The 15,069-nt window shown below is 64.6% G+C and carries 15 protein-coding genes and 1 pseudogene; 10 read left to right on the top strand and 6 right to left on the bottom strand.

What is annotated here, in order from left to right; translation table 11 throughout:
• The first annotated feature begins 1 nt into the window (after position 1).
• From AB0J29_RS21190 to AB0J29_RS21205, 4 genes are read left to right on the top strand one after another with little or no spacing between them, the layout of a single operon-like run.
• Positions 2 to 400 (top strand): DUF742 domain-containing protein, encoded by a 399-nt coding sequence (locus tag AB0J29_RS21190; protein ID WP_364788615.1) that lies wholly within the window; start codon positions 2 to 4, stop codon positions 398 to 400.
• On the top strand, positions 381 to 1,013 hold the full coding sequence (locus AB0J29_RS21195) for an ATP/GTP-binding protein (RefSeq protein ID WP_364788618.1): 633 nt from the start codon (positions 381 to 383) through the stop codon (positions 1,011 to 1,013). The genes AB0J29_RS21190 and AB0J29_RS21195 overlap by 20 nt, the downstream gene beginning before the upstream one ends.
• Positions 1,010 to 2,056, top strand: coding sequence for a 3-oxoacyl-[acyl-carrier-protein] synthase III C-terminal domain-containing protein (locus AB0J29_RS21200; RefSeq protein ID WP_364788621.1), 1,047 nt, complete (start codon positions 1,010 to 1,012; stop codon positions 2,054 to 2,056). The genes AB0J29_RS21195 and AB0J29_RS21200 overlap by 4 nt, the downstream gene beginning before the upstream one ends.
• Positions 2,050 to 3,093 (top strand): aminotransferase class I/II-fold pyridoxal phosphate-dependent enzyme, encoded by a 1,044-nt coding sequence (locus tag AB0J29_RS21205; RefSeq protein ID WP_364788624.1) that lies wholly within the window; start codon positions 2,050 to 2,052, stop codon positions 3,091 to 3,093. The genes AB0J29_RS21200 and AB0J29_RS21205 overlap by 7 nt, the downstream gene beginning before the upstream one ends.
• 12 nt (positions 3,094 to 3,105) lie before the next feature.
• On the opposite strand, the pseudogene AB0J29_RS21210 reads toward AB0J29_RS21205, so the two are convergent.
• Positions 3,106 to 3,599 (bottom strand): annotated as a pseudogene (locus AB0J29_RS21210) (DUF456 domain-containing protein).
• Positions 3,600 to 3,804: 205 nt separating this feature from the next.
• Entirely contained in the window at positions 3,805 to 4,698 is an 894-nt protein-coding gene (locus AB0J29_RS21215) for a hypothetical protein (RefSeq protein ID WP_364788627.1), read from the bottom strand.
• 261 nt (positions 4,699 to 4,959) lie between these two features.
• On the opposite strand from AB0J29_RS21215, the gene AB0J29_RS21220 reads away from it, so the two are divergent.
• The 3 genes from AB0J29_RS21220 to AB0J29_RS21230 all read left to right on the top strand — a co-directional run bounded on the left by AB0J29_RS21220 (position 4,960) and on the right by AB0J29_RS21230 (position 6,635).
• On the top strand, positions 4,960 to 5,406 hold the full coding sequence (locus tag AB0J29_RS21220) for an RpiB/LacA/LacB family sugar-phosphate isomerase (RefSeq protein ID WP_364788630.1): 447 nt from the start codon (positions 4,960 to 4,962) through the stop codon (positions 5,404 to 5,406).
• A gap of 40 nt (positions 5,407 to 5,446) precedes the next feature.
• The gene (locus AB0J29_RS21225) at positions 5,447 to 6,088 is read left to right on the top strand and encodes a DJ-1/PfpI family protein (RefSeq protein ID WP_364788633.1); all 642 of its coding nucleotides are present in this window, start codon (positions 5,447 to 5,449) and stop codon (positions 6,086 to 6,088) included.
• 94 nt (positions 6,089 to 6,182) lie between these two features.
• Positions 6,183 to 6,635, top strand: a complete 453-nt coding sequence (locus tag AB0J29_RS21230) for a MarR family transcriptional regulator (protein WP_364788636.1) — start codon at positions 6,183 to 6,185, stop codon at positions 6,633 to 6,635.
• 156 nt (positions 6,636 to 6,791) lie between these two features.
• Here the strand turns inward: AB0J29_RS21230 and AB0J29_RS21235 are convergent, their stop codons facing one another.
• The 3 genes from AB0J29_RS21235 to AB0J29_RS21245 form a co-directional block, all read right to left on the bottom strand.
• Positions 6,792 to 7,547 carry an HAD-IIA family hydrolase gene (locus tag AB0J29_RS21235; RefSeq protein WP_364788770.1) on the bottom strand — a complete coding sequence of 252 codons (756 nt, stop codon included), beginning with the start codon at positions 7,545 to 7,547 and terminating at the stop codon, positions 6,792 to 6,794.
• 263 nt (positions 7,548 to 7,810) lie between these two features.
• A complete protein-coding gene (locus AB0J29_RS21240; RefSeq protein WP_364788640.1) occupies positions 7,811 to 8,443 on the bottom strand; it encodes a response regulator transcription factor in 633 nt (210 codons plus the stop codon).
• Entirely contained in the window at positions 8,434 to 9,660 is a 1,227-nt protein-coding gene (locus AB0J29_RS21245) for a sensor domain-containing protein (RefSeq protein ID WP_364788643.1), read from the bottom strand. The genes AB0J29_RS21240 and AB0J29_RS21245 overlap by 10 nt, the downstream gene beginning before the upstream one ends.
• 301 nt (positions 9,661 to 9,961) lie before the next feature.
• Here AB0J29_RS21245 and AB0J29_RS21250 point away from each other — a divergent pair, with 301 nt between their 5' ends.
• Both AB0J29_RS21250 and fgd read left to right on the top strand, forming a co-directional pair.
• Positions 9,962 to 10,888 carry a type II CAAX endopeptidase family protein gene (locus tag AB0J29_RS21250; protein ID WP_364788646.1) on the top strand — a complete coding sequence of 309 codons (927 nt, stop codon included), beginning with the start codon at positions 9,962 to 9,964 and terminating at the stop codon, positions 10,886 to 10,888.
• 341 nt (positions 10,889 to 11,229) lie between these two features.
• Complete coding sequence (gene fgd, locus AB0J29_RS21255; RefSeq protein ID WP_364788649.1) at positions 11,230 to 12,240, top strand: glucose-6-phosphate dehydrogenase (coenzyme-F420); 1,011 nt, start codon at positions 11,230 to 11,232, stop codon at positions 12,238 to 12,240.
• A gap of 113 nt (positions 12,241 to 12,353) precedes the next feature.
• On the opposite strand, the gene AB0J29_RS21260 is transcribed toward fgd, so the two are convergent.
• Complete coding sequence (locus tag AB0J29_RS21260; RefSeq protein WP_364788652.1) at positions 12,354 to 12,857, bottom strand: nitroreductase family deazaflavin-dependent oxidoreductase; 504 nt, start codon at positions 12,855 to 12,857, stop codon at positions 12,354 to 12,356.
• A 93-nt stretch (positions 12,858 to 12,950) separates the two neighbouring features.
• On the opposite strand from AB0J29_RS21260, the gene pta reads away from it, so the two are divergent.
• A complete protein-coding gene (gene pta, locus AB0J29_RS21265) occupies positions 12,951 to 15,023 on the top strand; it encodes a phosphate acetyltransferase (RefSeq protein ID WP_364788655.1) in 2,073 nt (690 codons plus the stop codon).
• Positions 15,024 to 15,069 lie beyond the last annotated feature (46 nt).

The following is a 15,069-nucleotide window of genomic DNA, read 5'->3' on the forward strand; positions in this document are numbered from 1 at the left end:
CATGGTTCGCGAACGGAACTCCTGGTACGACGAGGCGGCAGGCCCGCTTGTCCGCCTGTATGGCGTCACGCGCGGACGCACCCGCGATGTCACGCCCGAACTGAGCATGATCACGATCGTGGTCGCGATCCCCGGCACCGCGGATACCCGGCTACGCCAAATGGATCCGGAGTACCGGCGAATCTTTGCGATGGCGCGAAAACCACGGGCGATAGCCGAAATCGCGGCAAGGCTTGGACTTCCGCTGAGGGTGAGCAGGATTCTGATCGGCGACCTGATTGCGGACGGCTATCTCAGCATCAGCTCGACGCAGGCCAGAAACGCCGCAGACAACTACGACAAGAACCGTGAAACCGCGGATTTGCTAAGGGCGATACGTGATGGCCTTCTCAGACTCTGACACTGTGGCACCGCCGCAGATCACGTCGGCAAAGATCCTCATCGCAGGAGGATTCGGTGTCGGCAAGACCACCTTGGTCGGCGCGGTCAGCGAGATCGCGCCGCTGTCCACCGAAGAGTTGATCAGCGACAAGAGCAGCGAAGTCGATGATCTCTCCGGTGTGGAATCGAAGGTGACCACCACGGTCGCCCTCGATTTCGGGCGAATTACGATAAACCCGAATCTGATCCTCTACCTGTTCGGCACCCCTGGACAGGATCGGTTCTGGTTCTTCTGGGACGAACTCGCGACTGGGGCACTCGGTGCCGTAGTCCTGGTCGATAGCCGCCGCCTCGACCAATCCTTCGCCGCGATCGACTTCTTCGAACGCAGGAAGCTGCCGTTCGTGGTCGGGGTCAACTATTTCGAGGGTGCACATCGCTATCGCCTCGCGGACCTACGGGCCGCGCTCGATCTCGACGACGATGTGCCGCTGAGATATTGCGACGCGCGCAATCGCGACTCGGCCAAACGGCTGCTTCTCGGGCTGACCGAGCACCTGCTCGAACGGTTCGATGACGTCGACGACCGGCCGATGTCCGAAACCAGCCCCGCCACAGATCCGATTGGATGATCGACGTGACCGTCACCGTCAGTCTGGCCGACGTGTCCAGTTACCGTCCCGGAGAACCTATTCCGGCCGAGTACTTCGCCCAGTTCCGCGATGCCGCCGATACCGCATCGGCTGTCATGTTCAATCCGCCCCGCTTCCGGCACCATGTCGGTGCGGGCGAAACCCCGGCCGACATGGCCGAGCGGGCAATCGCACCGATGCTCGCACGCCACGGGGCGGACCTATTGGACGACGTGGATGTCTTGATTGTGAACACACCACTGCCCGAGAACTGGTTCGTCGGCAATGGCGGTGAGATCGCCGCCCGATTCGGCATCGTGCCGGAATGGCTGATAGATCTGAGCAATGGCGGCTGCGCCAGTTTCATCCACGGGATGAAATTGGCACGAGAGATTCTGCAGAGCACCAAGGCGAACAGCGCTCTTGTCGTCAACGTGACGAACACGGCCGGACAGATGTTCGCTCAAGACCGTGTGCTGGCCATGCCACAGTCCGCCATTCCCGGAGATGGTGCGGGCGTGGCCTGGCTGACCAAATCGGACCAATCCCCGATACTCGACATCGAGACGCGGCACTTGCCCCAATATGCGGGTGAAATGATATCGGTCGCCGACCCGCCACGCCGATACTGGGAGGCAGGCACCGGCCAGCATCACATCGGATTCACCGAATCGAATATCGCCAAGGTGCTGCACCGAGGAAACCAGATCGTCCCGGAAGTCGTTCGCACCGTCTGCGAGCGGATCGATATGCAGCCGAGTCAGTTGGATCTGCTGGTGACCAATCAACCCAACCGGACGTTTCTGCAGAACTGGCGCGACTCATTGGAGGTGCCCGCGCAGCGCCACCCGGACACCTTCGAAGAGTGTGGCAACCTATTTGGCACCGCTATGCCGCTGACCTTCGACTATGCCGTGACATCCGGGCTGGTACCGGAGGGAGCCGTAGTCATGTTCGCAGGTTTCGCGCATGCAGGAGACTTCGCCGCCGCGGCTGCCGTTCGATGGGGCGGACGGGTCTCGCCTCGTGGCGCGTCATGCTGAGCACGCGCAATTCCGTGCGGTTCCCACTCGCACTCAACGAAAACCCGTATGGTCCGCTCCCGTCGGTTCGCCGAGCCTTGACGATGGCACTGGGGTCGGCGAATCGCTATCCGGAGTTTCTGCCGCACCGGCTGCCGCAGCTCATCGCAGCACGTATCGGTTGTTTGCCCGATCAGATCGTTGTTGGTGCCGGGGCCACCGGCGTAATCATGCACATTCTGCAGGCGTTCGTCGCGTCGACCGGTGACTCGAAACAGTCTCGCAGGCTCGGTGGTGCTCGGGTGGTGTTGGCGGAGCCGACATTCGACGGTTATCCGCTGCTGACCACAACAGTCGGTGGCCAACCGGTGATGGTCCCGCTGATGCCAGACGGATCGCAGGATCTGGACGCGATGGCGGCAGCGGTCGAGGAACACACCAAGGTAGTTGTGTTGTGCAATCCACACAATCCCACCGGCACGCGGCTGCGATATCTCGAACTGGTCGAATTTCTCGACCGGCTCGACCCTCGGATCGCCGTCATACTCGACGAGGCCTACATCGAGTTCGTCCCGGCCGATCAGCGCATCGACACGGCGACAATACTGGCGGCATACCCGAATGTCATCGTGGTGCGCACGTTCTCCAAGGCATTCGGTTTGGCGGGCCTGCGAGTCGGATATGCCGTTGCCAGTCGGCAGACCGCTGCCCGTATCGCCCACTGGCAGGTACCTTTCGGCATGAACATGCTCGCCGAAGTCGGCGTGCATGCGTGCTATGAGGCCGAAGATGAGCTGAATGAACGCATCCACGCGATCACGAGCGAACGAGATCGACTCTTGGTCGCGCTACGGCGACTCGGATATGCGGTACCGAGCAGTTCCGCGAACCACATATTTCTTCCGCTGGGCGATCTCGTGCAGGCTCGTCGCATCACCGACGCATTCAACCGTGCAGAGATCCGAGTCAAACGGTATTCGACGGGTATGCGTATAACAGTCGGTGATGGCGCTGCCAACGATGCCGTCATCACCAGCCTCGCAAGTGTCACTAGTTGAGTGAAACCCGGCCTAGCCTATCGCACCGATGACCCACACCCCGGCGGCCAGTAGCGCGCCGCAGAGTTCGATGAGCATGGACAGGCCGACACCCTTGAGCGCGTGCACCGTTGCCTGCCAAGCGGGTTGGTTGTCGCGCAGCCGGTGCAGCTCCGAAAGGTAAACGCCCAGTACGAATCCCACCAACAACCCGACTATCGGGATGATGAAGAAGCCCACGATGCCGAAGATCGCGCCGACGAACAGCGCGCGATTGGATACACCCGCATCCTTCATCTTCCGCCCCGGCCAGATGTACTTGATGATGCCGGAGAGCACCAGAAACGCTGTGCTGATGGCGAATACGATCCACGCCGTCGCACCCCGGTCAAGAACGCCCACACGGCAATGGCCCCGAAGATCAAGATGACCCCCGGCAGAATCGGGATGATGATCCCGACCAGCCCGACCAGAATTACCAGGCCGACGAGTACTAAAAACCACCCCTGGTGGGCGTACGTTTCCACGGGTCAAAACCCTATGCGCGCGCGAGCCGAGCCGCGAGCCGAGTACGCAACCCTCGATACGTCTCAGTCGAATCACTGGGTCGATGACTAGGCGCGCCTGCGATTTCTCCGCTCGGCCTCGGCCCCTTTGACGTGTCACAAATCGACAGGCCAAAGGGGGCCGGCTGCCGCAGCCGAGCTATCTGTCGGTCCATCTCAGCTGGTATCACCACCTGTTCGACACAGTGAACATCTGTCCATCGGTCGCGGATTCGTCTGTGGCGGCATCGGGAGCTGGGCCGAGGGCGCGTGGGGGTGCGGTGAGGGCCTGCGTCGCGCCGAGGCCTGCGCCGATTCCCGCGCCGATGGCGGCGAGCGGTGCCGCCATCAGGGCGGCGCCGTATGCCGCGCCGGCGGGCGCCGCGGCCAGACCGATCGGTGCGAACGGCAAGCCGATCGCCAGTCCGAGCGCACCGCCGACACCCGCGCCGATCAGTGCGAACGGGCTCGCCACCGCTGCGCCTGCGGCAGCACCGAGCGCCGCGGAGCCGACGGTCTGACTCGCAATACGATCGGAGCGAGTGCGTTCCATACCGACCGAGTCGAAGAACGTCGCGAGATCGGCCTCGGTAACCGCCGCGGCGTCGTTGAGTTGGATGGCGGGCTCCCGTGGCAGCCAATCCGGCGCCTCGACCTGCACGTCGCCGAACCGCAGCATGCCCGGCGGCGGTGCGATCGGCGGCACCGGCGCGACCGGGACCGGTCCGTGCAGGAACTCGACCGGCGAGAGATACTCGCTTTTCGGTACCGGCCGCGCCCACTGCAGCGAACTATCCGTGTCGTCCGGGATTCGCATTCCACGGTAGGGGCGCACATTCGGCGCTTGGGCCGCGGGCCAGTTCGGGGACTGCGCTGTCTGCACGGTCCCCTCGCCTGAATCCGTGTCGTCGGCCACGAGGGCAGCGTGGGCGACGCGCTCGGTCTGGCTCACCGCAATGTCGGGCTCGGCGTTCGCGGTACCGTTGCTACCCACCAGAGTGAGAACAACGGGAACCGCGCCCGCCGCAACCATCGACCCCACCTTCTGTTGACGCGGACTGACTTTTCTGTGCTTGCCCATCGATAACCTTTCACCGTGCAGAGACCTTGTTGATTCGCATTCGGATCACGGGGGCATCTTGGATGGTGCAGCACTCCTCGCAGGGGCGCTGAAGACTATGGCTGTGTGCGGACTGTCCAACTACTGCCGCCGATCGCAACCCGATAGCAATTGATCTCGAGGACAGCACGACTGGCGCGATAAGCGACGAAGAACGGTCATGAGGACGAGCCGCTCGCTGGTTTCGGGGCTGTGCAGTAGGGGCGTTATTACGCTTGGGGTATGCGAATTTCGGTTGCGGCGGATGAGCGGGTTGGGGTGGCCGAGGAGCTGGTGGAGGAGCTCGGGCGGCGCGGGTTGGAGACGCTGGTGCACGGCGCGCTGTCGGACAGTGAGCGGGACGACTGGGCTTGGGCCAGTGAGGCGGCGGCGCGGGATGTGGCCGAGGGGCGGGCGGAGCAGGGGGTGGTGTGCTGTTGGACCGGGACGGGTGCGTCCATTGCCGCCAATAAGGTCGCGGGGGTCAGGGCCGCGCTGTGCGGTGATGCGGTGACGGCGGCTGGTGCGCGGAAGTGGAATGACGCGAATGTGCTTGCGCTGAGCCTGCGTTCGACTTCCAGGGCGGAGCTGACCGAGATTCTGGACGCGTGGTTCGGTGGTGAGCCGAGTACGGATGTGGAGGATCGCGCGAATATCGCGCATTTGGCGAAAATCGAGCGGGTACGCTGAGCACTTGACAGTCTGCTGTCAAATAAGACAGCATGCTGTCATGTCTTCGAAAATCGTTCATATGGCCGTCTACGACACCCTGGCCGACTGGGAGGTCGGCGCCGCGACCGCGCATATCAATAGGCCCCTCTGGCAGAAAGCGCCTGGAACCTTCCAAGTGCGGACCGTCGGGCGCACTGCCGATCCGATCATCACGACCGGCGGGATGCGCATTGTGCCGGATGTGGTGCTCGCCGATCTCATCCCCGCCGCGAGCGCAATGCTGATTCTGCCCGGCGCCGACACCTGGGAGACGGGCGAACTCGCGCCCTTCGCGCACAAGGCGCGGGAGTTCCTGGACGCGGGCGTTCCGGTCGCGGCGATCTGCGGCGCCACCTTCGGATTGGCGAAGGAAGGGCTGCTCGATAAGCACGCGCACACCAGCGCCGCCGCGGAATACCTTGCCTACAGCGGATATTCGGGCAGCAATAGCTATCTCGACCAGGCGGCGGTACTGGACGGCGATCTCATTACTGCGGGCCCGACCGCGCCCTTCGAATTCGCCCGCGAGGTGCTGCGCAGGCTCGACGTCTATGAGCCGCATGTGCTGGATGCGTGGTACCGCTTGTTCGGCCAGAGCGATCCGGCGGGCTTCGCCGCACTTTCCGAATACGAGGCGCAAAGGGCCACCGCTTCCAGGTAAGGAAGAATCCGGGGCAACCCGCCGATCCGGGAAGGGCACGGAGAAGAGGAGTTCCGATCGTCATGGAACGTAGTGCGGCCGAGAAGGAAGTCACATGAGTGACACACCCGAACAGGAACTCTTCGCGACGGTCGCTATCACCTCATTCCAGTTGAACGGTCAATTCCTTGCCATCGCAGAGGAATTGGCCGCTCCCGGCGGAATTACCGCGGCGTGGTGGCAGGTGCTCGGCGCGGTGCTGCGCGAACCGCTGCCGGTGGCCGGAATCGCCCGAGCCATGGGAATCACCCGGCAGAGCGTGCAGCGCATCGCGGACCTTTTGGTGGACAAGGGACTTGCCGAATACCAACCGAATCCGGCCCATCGCCGCGCCAAACTCGTCGCGGTTACCGACACGGGCCGCGCGGCGATCAAACGCATCAACCCACACCACGCGGTCATGGCGAAACGGCTCGCCGACGAACTCGGCCCCGAACAATTCGCCCTGACCGTCCAGGTCTTGACTCGACTCTCAGCTGCCCTGGACGCAATCACCGAAGAAACCTGATCACCGGCTGCGGTCCCGCCCGTCGACGATCGCCCGACCCGGTTCTCAGGATTCATACTCGGCGCCCGTAAGCATTGCGGGACCGAGGCGGGGGCGAATCCGCTCACTCGACCCACTTCGCCCTCATCAGCTTGTGGGCATGCGAATCCGTGCCGGTCAGGCGAAGGGGTTGTCGGTTCGGCCGACCAGGTCGGCCACGGAGTCGACGACGAGGGTTGGGCGGTAGGGGAATTGCTCGACGGATTCGCGGGTGGAGATGCCGGTGGTGACCAAGACGGTGCGCATGCCCGCCTCCAAGCCCGAGACGATATCGGTGTCCATGCGGTCGCCGATCATGACGGTCGACTGCGAATGCGCGCCGATCCGGCGCAGTGCCGAGCGCATCATCAGCGGGTTCGGCTTGCCGACGTAGTACGGCTCCTTGCCGGTCGCGCGGGTGATGAGCGCGGCGACCGAACCGGTTGCGGGGAGCAGACCCTCGCGGGACGGTCCGGTCGCGTCCGGGTTGGTGGCGATGAAGCGCGCGCCCCGATCGACCAGGCGGATCGCGGTGGTGATCGCCTCGAAGGAGTAGGTGCGGGTTTCGCCGAGCACCACGTAATCCGGGTCGCTATCGGTCAGCACATAGCCGATTTCGTGCAGTGCGGTGGTGAGTCCGGATTCGCCAACCACGTAGGCGGTGCCATGGGGGCGCTGGTCGTTGAGGAAGGTCGCGGTGGCCAGCGCCGAGGTCCAGATCGCCTCCTCCGGAATATCGAGTCCGGTGTGCCGCAGCCGGGCCTGCAGATCGCGCGGCGTGCGGATGGAGTTATTGGTGAGCACCAGAAACGGGATCTCCTTGCTACGCAGTTCGGCAAGGAACTTATCGGCGCCGGGCACCAGATGGTCCTCGTGCACCAACACCCCGTCCATATCGGTGAGGTAGGACAGAATCACGTCATTTGCTGTGCTCACAAGTCAAATTGTCAGCTATCCCCGCGCTCAGCGCGCGAATACCGACCTCGATGCGACCATCCCCACACCGCGCTGCTCACACCCGCACCAATTCGAGCACCAGAACTTCTGGTCACATATCCAGTGCGCTGTCAACGGCACGCGTGGAACAGCTCGGTGGCATTGGTGCAGCCCTCGTTCCATCGCGTGCGCAGGTAGGGGACCCAATGCACATCAATCAGTCAGCGCCTGAGGTAGGCGAGTACGGCGAGGACTCTGCGGTGACCGGTGTCCTCGGTCGAGAGGTCGAGCTTGGCGAAGATATTGCCGATGTGTTTGTGGATGCCGCGCTCGGTGACGGTCAGCAGGCGGGCGATTTCGCCGTTGGCGTAGCCCTGGGCCATCAGTTCCAGGACTTCGCGTTCTCTGGCGGTGAGGGTGGCGACCGGGTCGTGGCGGGTCATGAGTTGTTCCAGCACTTCGGGATCCATGACGGTGCCGCCTTCGGCGATGTGGTGCAACGCACGCAGAAAGTCATCCACTCGTGCGACGCGGTCCTTCAAGAGGTAGCCGACACCACCACCGTCGCGTAGCAGATCGCGCGCGTAACTGTGCTCGACATATTGTGAGAAGACGAGCACCGGTTGTCCCCTGATGCGGGAACGCACTCGCAGCGCCGCACGGATGCCCTCGTGGCGGAAGGTGGGTGGCAGTCGTACGTCGACGATGGTGACGTCTGGCCGATGTTCGACCACGGCGTCGACGAACGAGTCGCCGTCGGTGGTGACCGCGGCGACCTCATGGCCTTCCGCACGCAACAGCAGCACGAGCCCTTGGGCGAGAACGGCATTGTCCTCGGCGATCACTATCCGCATGGGCACGCTACCTGCAGAATTGTCGGTCCCCCCGGTGGGCTGTCCACGGTGAGAACGCCGTCGAGCGCCTCCAGGCGGCGCCGCATGCCGGCCACGCCGGTGCCCCTTGACTCATCGATGCCGCCGCGCCCGTTGTCGTGTATCTCGACCACGATGTGGTCGTCGGCCATCCGTACGTCGACGTGTGCTCTGGTGGCCCCCGAGTGCCGGTCGATATTGGTCAGCGCCTCGGTCACAACGAAATACACCGCCGCCTCCACTGGTGCGGGGATGCCGTCGCCGATCGCGACCAGTATTCGGGTCGGAACGGTGCAGCGCGCCGCCACAGCGGCGAGCGCACCGTCGAGGCCCTGATCGGACAGGATCGGTGGATAGGTGGATCGCAGTACCGTCCGCAGGTCGCTCATCGCGGCCTCCGCGCCCTCGCGGGCCTGTTCCAGCAGCGGAGCGACCGCTGCCGGATCCCGTTGCAGCACACGCATGGCCAGACCCAGCCGCAGCGCGAGGGCTACCAGGTGCGCCTGGGTGCCGTCGTGCAGGTCGCGCTCGATACGGCGCAGATCGGCAGCGTGCGCGTCGACCGCCCCCGAGCGGGTGCGTTGCAACGCGGCGACCTGTTGTGCCAGTTGAATTCGCGCACTTGCCCGCATGGCCGACCGCGATATCCACAACCCCGAGCGAGCGAGGAACGGCCCGCACACGATCGCCGCCGCCGTGGTGATCGTCAACTGGGCGACTCCCACCGTGAACGCGGACAGCCATCCGGTGATCGGCACATTGGCGACGATCCGAATCGGGTCGTCGGCGGGGAACAACCACCACAGCCATATCGCTGCGAAGCAGAGCAGCGGCAGTACGGCGAGGGCGATTCCCACCGCACCGAGCAATGTTCCGCCGAACAGCATGACGACAGCCCAGCGCAGTTCGCGCCATACAGTTCGGTCGACAATAAGCGCGGGAAGCCATCGGAAAGGCCGGTTCGTCGGCGGTTCGAGTGTGCTGCCCAACGAGTGGCTCAGACGGACCCGTTCGGCATCCGCGACCCGGCCGAGCAGCCACAGCTGGGGTGGTACAAGCAGGAATCCGATGCCCACGACGCAGCTAACGGCGCTGTAGACCAGCAGCGGTATCGCGATAATCGCGTACAACCCCAACCCGAACGTGACGAGGCTGGACCGGGCTGCTCCCCACACCCGATACCACCAGCCACCAGCCACCCCGTGAGTCTCTCATCCCCGACATACCGAGACGGTGTAGCAGGCTCCACCATCGACCGGGGTGATGATCACACTGTGTAGGCGCGGTGCGGCACCTACGTTGCCGGGCGTGACGAACAGTAATGGATCACGCTCGGCATCGGCCGGGTGTCCCTTAGGCGTGCCCGGCTTCCGCCCGGTCGGGCCGATACAACTGTCGGCACGCATATCTGTCAAGGTGGCGCGGTGTAGTGAGCTACACCATCGATCGGGGTAATCGCCCCACCGCGCCCCCGCGGTGACGTGCCTACCGTTGCGGACTGTGACACAGAGCAATGGATTACGTTCGCCCGCAACACATCACCGGCACGATGCGCGCAGTCGGGCCGTCCGGGAACTGTGGTATTTCCTCCCCGCGACATATATCGGAGCGTGGCTGGTGGCAGCGCCGCTGTGGCTGACGGGATTTCGGCGGGCGGCACCTGCACAGCACGCGGGACCGCTGGTGGCGGCCTGCCTGTTCACCATGATGGTGGTGCCCGCCGTGGTGGCGATCGTGCTGACCCGTCTGCGCCATCCGTGGCGGAGCGTGCCCCGGTTGCTGTCACTGGGTGTGCCCGATTCCGGTTCCCGGCGGCGTGTACTTGTTCAAAGTCTCCGCGCGACCGCGACGCTCCCTGCGATCACGGCCCTGGGCTTGATAGCCGCCGCGCTGCTCGGTGCGTACCACCCGGCGTGGCCGCAGTCGTGGTGGTCGCTGCTGGTCCTGCCGCTGTCGGCGGTGATCTCGCTGCCGCTGTACCTCGGCGAGGAGATCGGTTGGCAGGGATACATGATGCCGCGGTTGACATTACGCTTCGGCCCGGTGGCCGGTATCTGCCTCGGCGGCGTGCTGTGGGGTTTGTGGCATCTTCCGATGACCGCCCTTGGCGGCAGCTATCCTGGCCACCCGCTGTACCTTGCGGTGCCGATGGCCGTGGCAGTGGCAGTCGGCACCGGCGCCGTGATCGCCGTGATCCGGATACGGACACATTCGGTGTGGCCCGCAGTCGCAGCCCATCTGGGGCTGAACGAGTTCGCGCTACCGTTGCCTCGGCTCATCTCTGCCGCCGATCACGTGCCCGATCCGCTGTTCGTCGGTCCCCTTGGATTGATCACCTGGCCGATCCTGATGATCGTCGCCGGTGTGGCCTTGTACACCATCAGTGACAGGAAACGGCTCCGCCGGGGCGGCGAGCGCAATCCCTGACACACCGGTGACAGGACATCCCGGACACTGACCGGCCTGTCGGTGAGTGTGTCTCGATAGGCCAGAAAGTAGTCACGATGGAGCAGAGGCTTGCTGCCGTGTTCGCGGGGTATGCGACAGCAGGAGGTGACCATGCACACGTCGAGGTGGTGCGCTGACTATGGTCAAGGGGAGGCCGTGTGAGGAACGATCGCGCAGCGCTCAGGTAGGCCGATCGAGGCGCGGGAACTCCGGTGTCGCGCTTGCGGTTGTACCGGGTTGCGGTCGTGGGATTCAGGCGGCCGAAGGTGTGCGGAACCCTCCCGCACGGACCGTTGAGCGAAGTGACAGGAGTGGCGCATATGGGTGATCTCAAGCTCGGATACAAGGCGTCGGCAGAACAGTTCGGGCCGCGGGAATTGGTGGAAATCGCCGTGCTGGCCGAGGAACACGGCCTCGACAGCGCGACCGTGAGCGACCATTTCCAGCCGTGGCGGCACAAGGGCGGACATGCGCCGTTCTCGCTGGCCTGGATGGCCGCGGTCGGTGAGCGCACCAAGCGCATCCAACTCGGCACCTCGGTGCTCACCCCGACCTTCCGCTACAACCCCGCCGTGATCGCGCAGGCCTTCGCGACCATGGGGTGTCTGTACCCGGACCGCATCATGCTCGGTGTCGGCACCGGTGAGGCGCTCAATGAGATCGCCACCGGCTACACCGGCGAATGGCCGGAATTCAAGGAGCGTTTCGCTCGGCTGCGCGAATCCGTCGACCTCATGCGCGCACTGTGGACCGGTGAGCGCACCGACTTCGATGGCGAGTACTACAAGACCGTCGGCGCCTCGATCTACGACGTGCCCAAGGGCGGCATTCCGATCTATATCGCCGCGGGCGGACCGCTGGTCGCGCGTTACGCGGGCCGTGCCGGTGACGGTTTCATCTGCACCTCCGGCAAGGGTATGGACCTCTACACCGAGAAGTTGATGCCCGCCGTCGCGGAGGGCGCCGCCAAGGCCGGCCGCGCTGTCGAGCAGATCGACCGGATGATCGAGATCAAGATCTCCTACGACACCGATCCCGAACTGGCCCTGGAGAATACGCGCTTCTGGGCCCCGCTCTCGCTCACCGCTGAGCAGAAGCACTCCATCACCGACCCGATCGAGATGGAGGCCGCCGCCGACGCCCTGCCGATCGAGCAGATCGCCAAGCGCTGGATCGTCGCCAATGATCCGGACCAGGCCGTCGAACAGATCAAGCCGTACCTCGACGCCGGCCTCAACCATCTGGTCTTCCACGCCCCCGGCCATGACCAGTCCCGCTTCCTCGACCTCTTCCAGCGCGATCTGGCTCCGCGCCTGCGCGCCCTGGGCTGAGTCGGGATCGTTCCTGCCTCGGTCGTTCCGGCCGAGTATCGATGGGCCCGCCCGCCGACACTCGGCCGGACGCCGCAGCCCGGCCAGTCCGCCGGTCGGCAGGATGCGGCTGGTCAGGTGCGGGTGAGGGCGAAGATGCGGAGGTCTCGGGTGGTGCGAGTGCGGTAGACGCGGTAGGCGCTGGTGATCTCGACGAAGCGGGCGAAGACGGCGTCCTTGTCGGATTCGACCAGGGTGGCGCGTACGGGGATGCGTTGGCCCGCGATCGCGACGGTGGCATTCGGGTTGGCCAGCAGGTTGGCGGTCCAGGCCGGATGGTGGTGTTGACCGAAGTTGCTACCGATCACGTAGATCGTGTCGCCGTCGTGCAGGCAGAGCAGCGGCTGGGTGCGCGGTTCACCGGATTTGCGGCCGGTGGTGGTCAGCAGCATGACCGGGGCGCCGATCGGGCCGAGCAGCGTGTACTTGGCGGCAGTGCGCTCGAGGATGACCCGATCCAGCGGTGCGACCGTCCGAATCAGCCACGAACCGGGTTTGGTGGACGCGAGTTCGGTCGCCAGGCGGGCAAGAAAATTGGTGTTCGAACCCCACTGCCGTTTCGGGAACTCCTCAGCCATCCCCGGACTATATCCGGATCGGTGCGAATAGGAATTCCTGATCGCGTCTCGCCGCCCGGTCCACGTAGCCGCGGGTTTACTAAGCTCTCGAACATGGCCGATTCCGCTCCATCCGCTGTGTACATCGCATCTCCGGAGGGTGACACCGGAAAATCGACGGTGGCCCTCGGCATGCTCCAGATGCTGTGCGCGACGACCGCCCGGGTCGGCGTATTCCGGCCGATCACCCGCTCGACCACCGAGCCGGATTACATCCTGGAACTGCTGCTCGAGCACAGCACCGCTGATATCGATTACGCGCAAGCCGTCGGCGTCACCTACGAGCAGGTGCACGCGGATCCGGATGCCGCGATCAGTGAGATCGTGATGCGCTTCCACGAGGTCGCGAAGCAGTGCGATGCGGTGGTGATCGTCGGCAGCGACTACACCGATGTGGCCAGTCCGAGCGAGCTGCGCTTCAATGCGCGTATCGCGGTGAACCTCGGCGCGCCCGTACTGCTGGTGCTGCGCGGTGCGGGCCGGACCCCGGACGAGGTCAAACAGCTGGCCGAGCTGTGCGCGAACGAGCTGTCCCTCGAACACGCGCACCTGGTGGCCATCATCGCGAACCGTTGCGTACCGGAGCAATTGGATGCGGTCGGTGCCGCGCTGACCGGCTTCGACGTCCCGTCTTGGACGCTACCCGAAGTGCCGCTGCTGATTTCGCCGACCATGGCCGAGCTGTGTACCGCGATCGGCGGCGAAATGTACAGCGGCGATGTGGAATTGCTGCAGCGTGAGGCCTTGAAAGTCATGGTCGGTGGCATGACGGCCGAACATATTCTGGAGCGGTTGGTCGACGGTGTCGTCGTCATCGCGCCGGGCGATCGACCCGACGTGCTGCTCAGTGTCGTGAATGCGCATGAGGCGGAAGGCTTTCCGTCGCTGTCGGGCATCATCATGAACGGTGGCATGCTGCCGCATCCGGCCGTCGCCAGGCTGATGGACGGCCTCAAACCCAAGCTGCCGATCCTCACCACCGACCTGGGCACCTACGACACCGCCAGCGCCGCCTACCGCACCCGGGGCCGCATGTCGGCGGGCAGCCCGCGCAAGGTCGATACCGCGCTTGCCCTGATGGAACAGCATGTCGATGCGTCGGAGTTGTTGCAGCGCATCGAGATTCGGGGTACGTCGGTGGTGACACCGCAGATGTTCGAATATCAGCTGATCGAACGCGCCAGGGCCGACCGCAAGACCATTGTGCTGCCCGAGGGCGACGACGACCGAATTCTGCGCGCTGCCGGACGCGTATTGCAGCGCAAGATCGCGGATCTGGTCATTCTCGGCGACGAGGCGGCGGTGCGCGCCCGTGCCGCGGAACTCGGCGTCGATATCTCGGCCGCGCGGGTACTGGATCCACGCACCTCCGATTACCTCGACGAATTCGCCTCGGAATACACCGAACTGCGCAAGCACAAGGGCATGACACTGGAGCGCGCCCGCGAAACCATCGCCGATATCTCGTATTTCGGCACCATGATGGTGCACAAGGGCATAGCCGACGGCATGGTCTCCGGTGCCGCGCACACCACGGCGCACACCATCCGGCCGTCCTTCGAGATCATCAGGACCGTGCCCGGTGTCTCCACGGTCTCCAGTGTGTTCCTCATGTGCCTGGCCGATCGCGTGCTCGCCTACGGTGACTGCGCCGTCGTGCCCGATCCGACCTCGGAGCAGCTGGCCGATATCGCGATCTCCTCCGCACACACCGCGGCCCGCTTCGGCATCGACCCGCGCGTCGCGATGCTGTCCTATTCGACCGGTGAATCCGGCAGCGGCGTCGATGTGGACAAGGTGCGGGTAGCGACCAAACTGGTCCGCGAGCGCGCGCCGGAACTGCTGGTGGAGGGCCCGATCCAGTACGACGCCGCGATCGAACCCGCCGTGGCCACCACCAAACTTCCGGACTCCGAAGTGGCCGGGCGCGCAACGGTCTTCATATTTCCGGACCTCAACACCGGTAACAACACCTACAAGGCGGTCCAGCGCAGCGCCGGTGCGATCGCGATCGGCCCGGTGCTGCAGGGGCTGCGCAAACCGGTCAACGATCTGTCCCGCGGTGCCCTCGTCGCCGACATCGTCAATACGGTGGCCATCACGGCGATCCAGGCGCAGGAGGGCTGATGTGCGCGGGGTGCCGGGTGTCGGTGTCGTGCGGCACAGAGCGGAA

Source organism: Nocardia sp. NPDC049707 (assembly GCF_040674855.1).
GTDB lineage: Bacteria > Actinomycetota > Actinomycetes > Mycobacteriales > Mycobacteriaceae > Nocardia.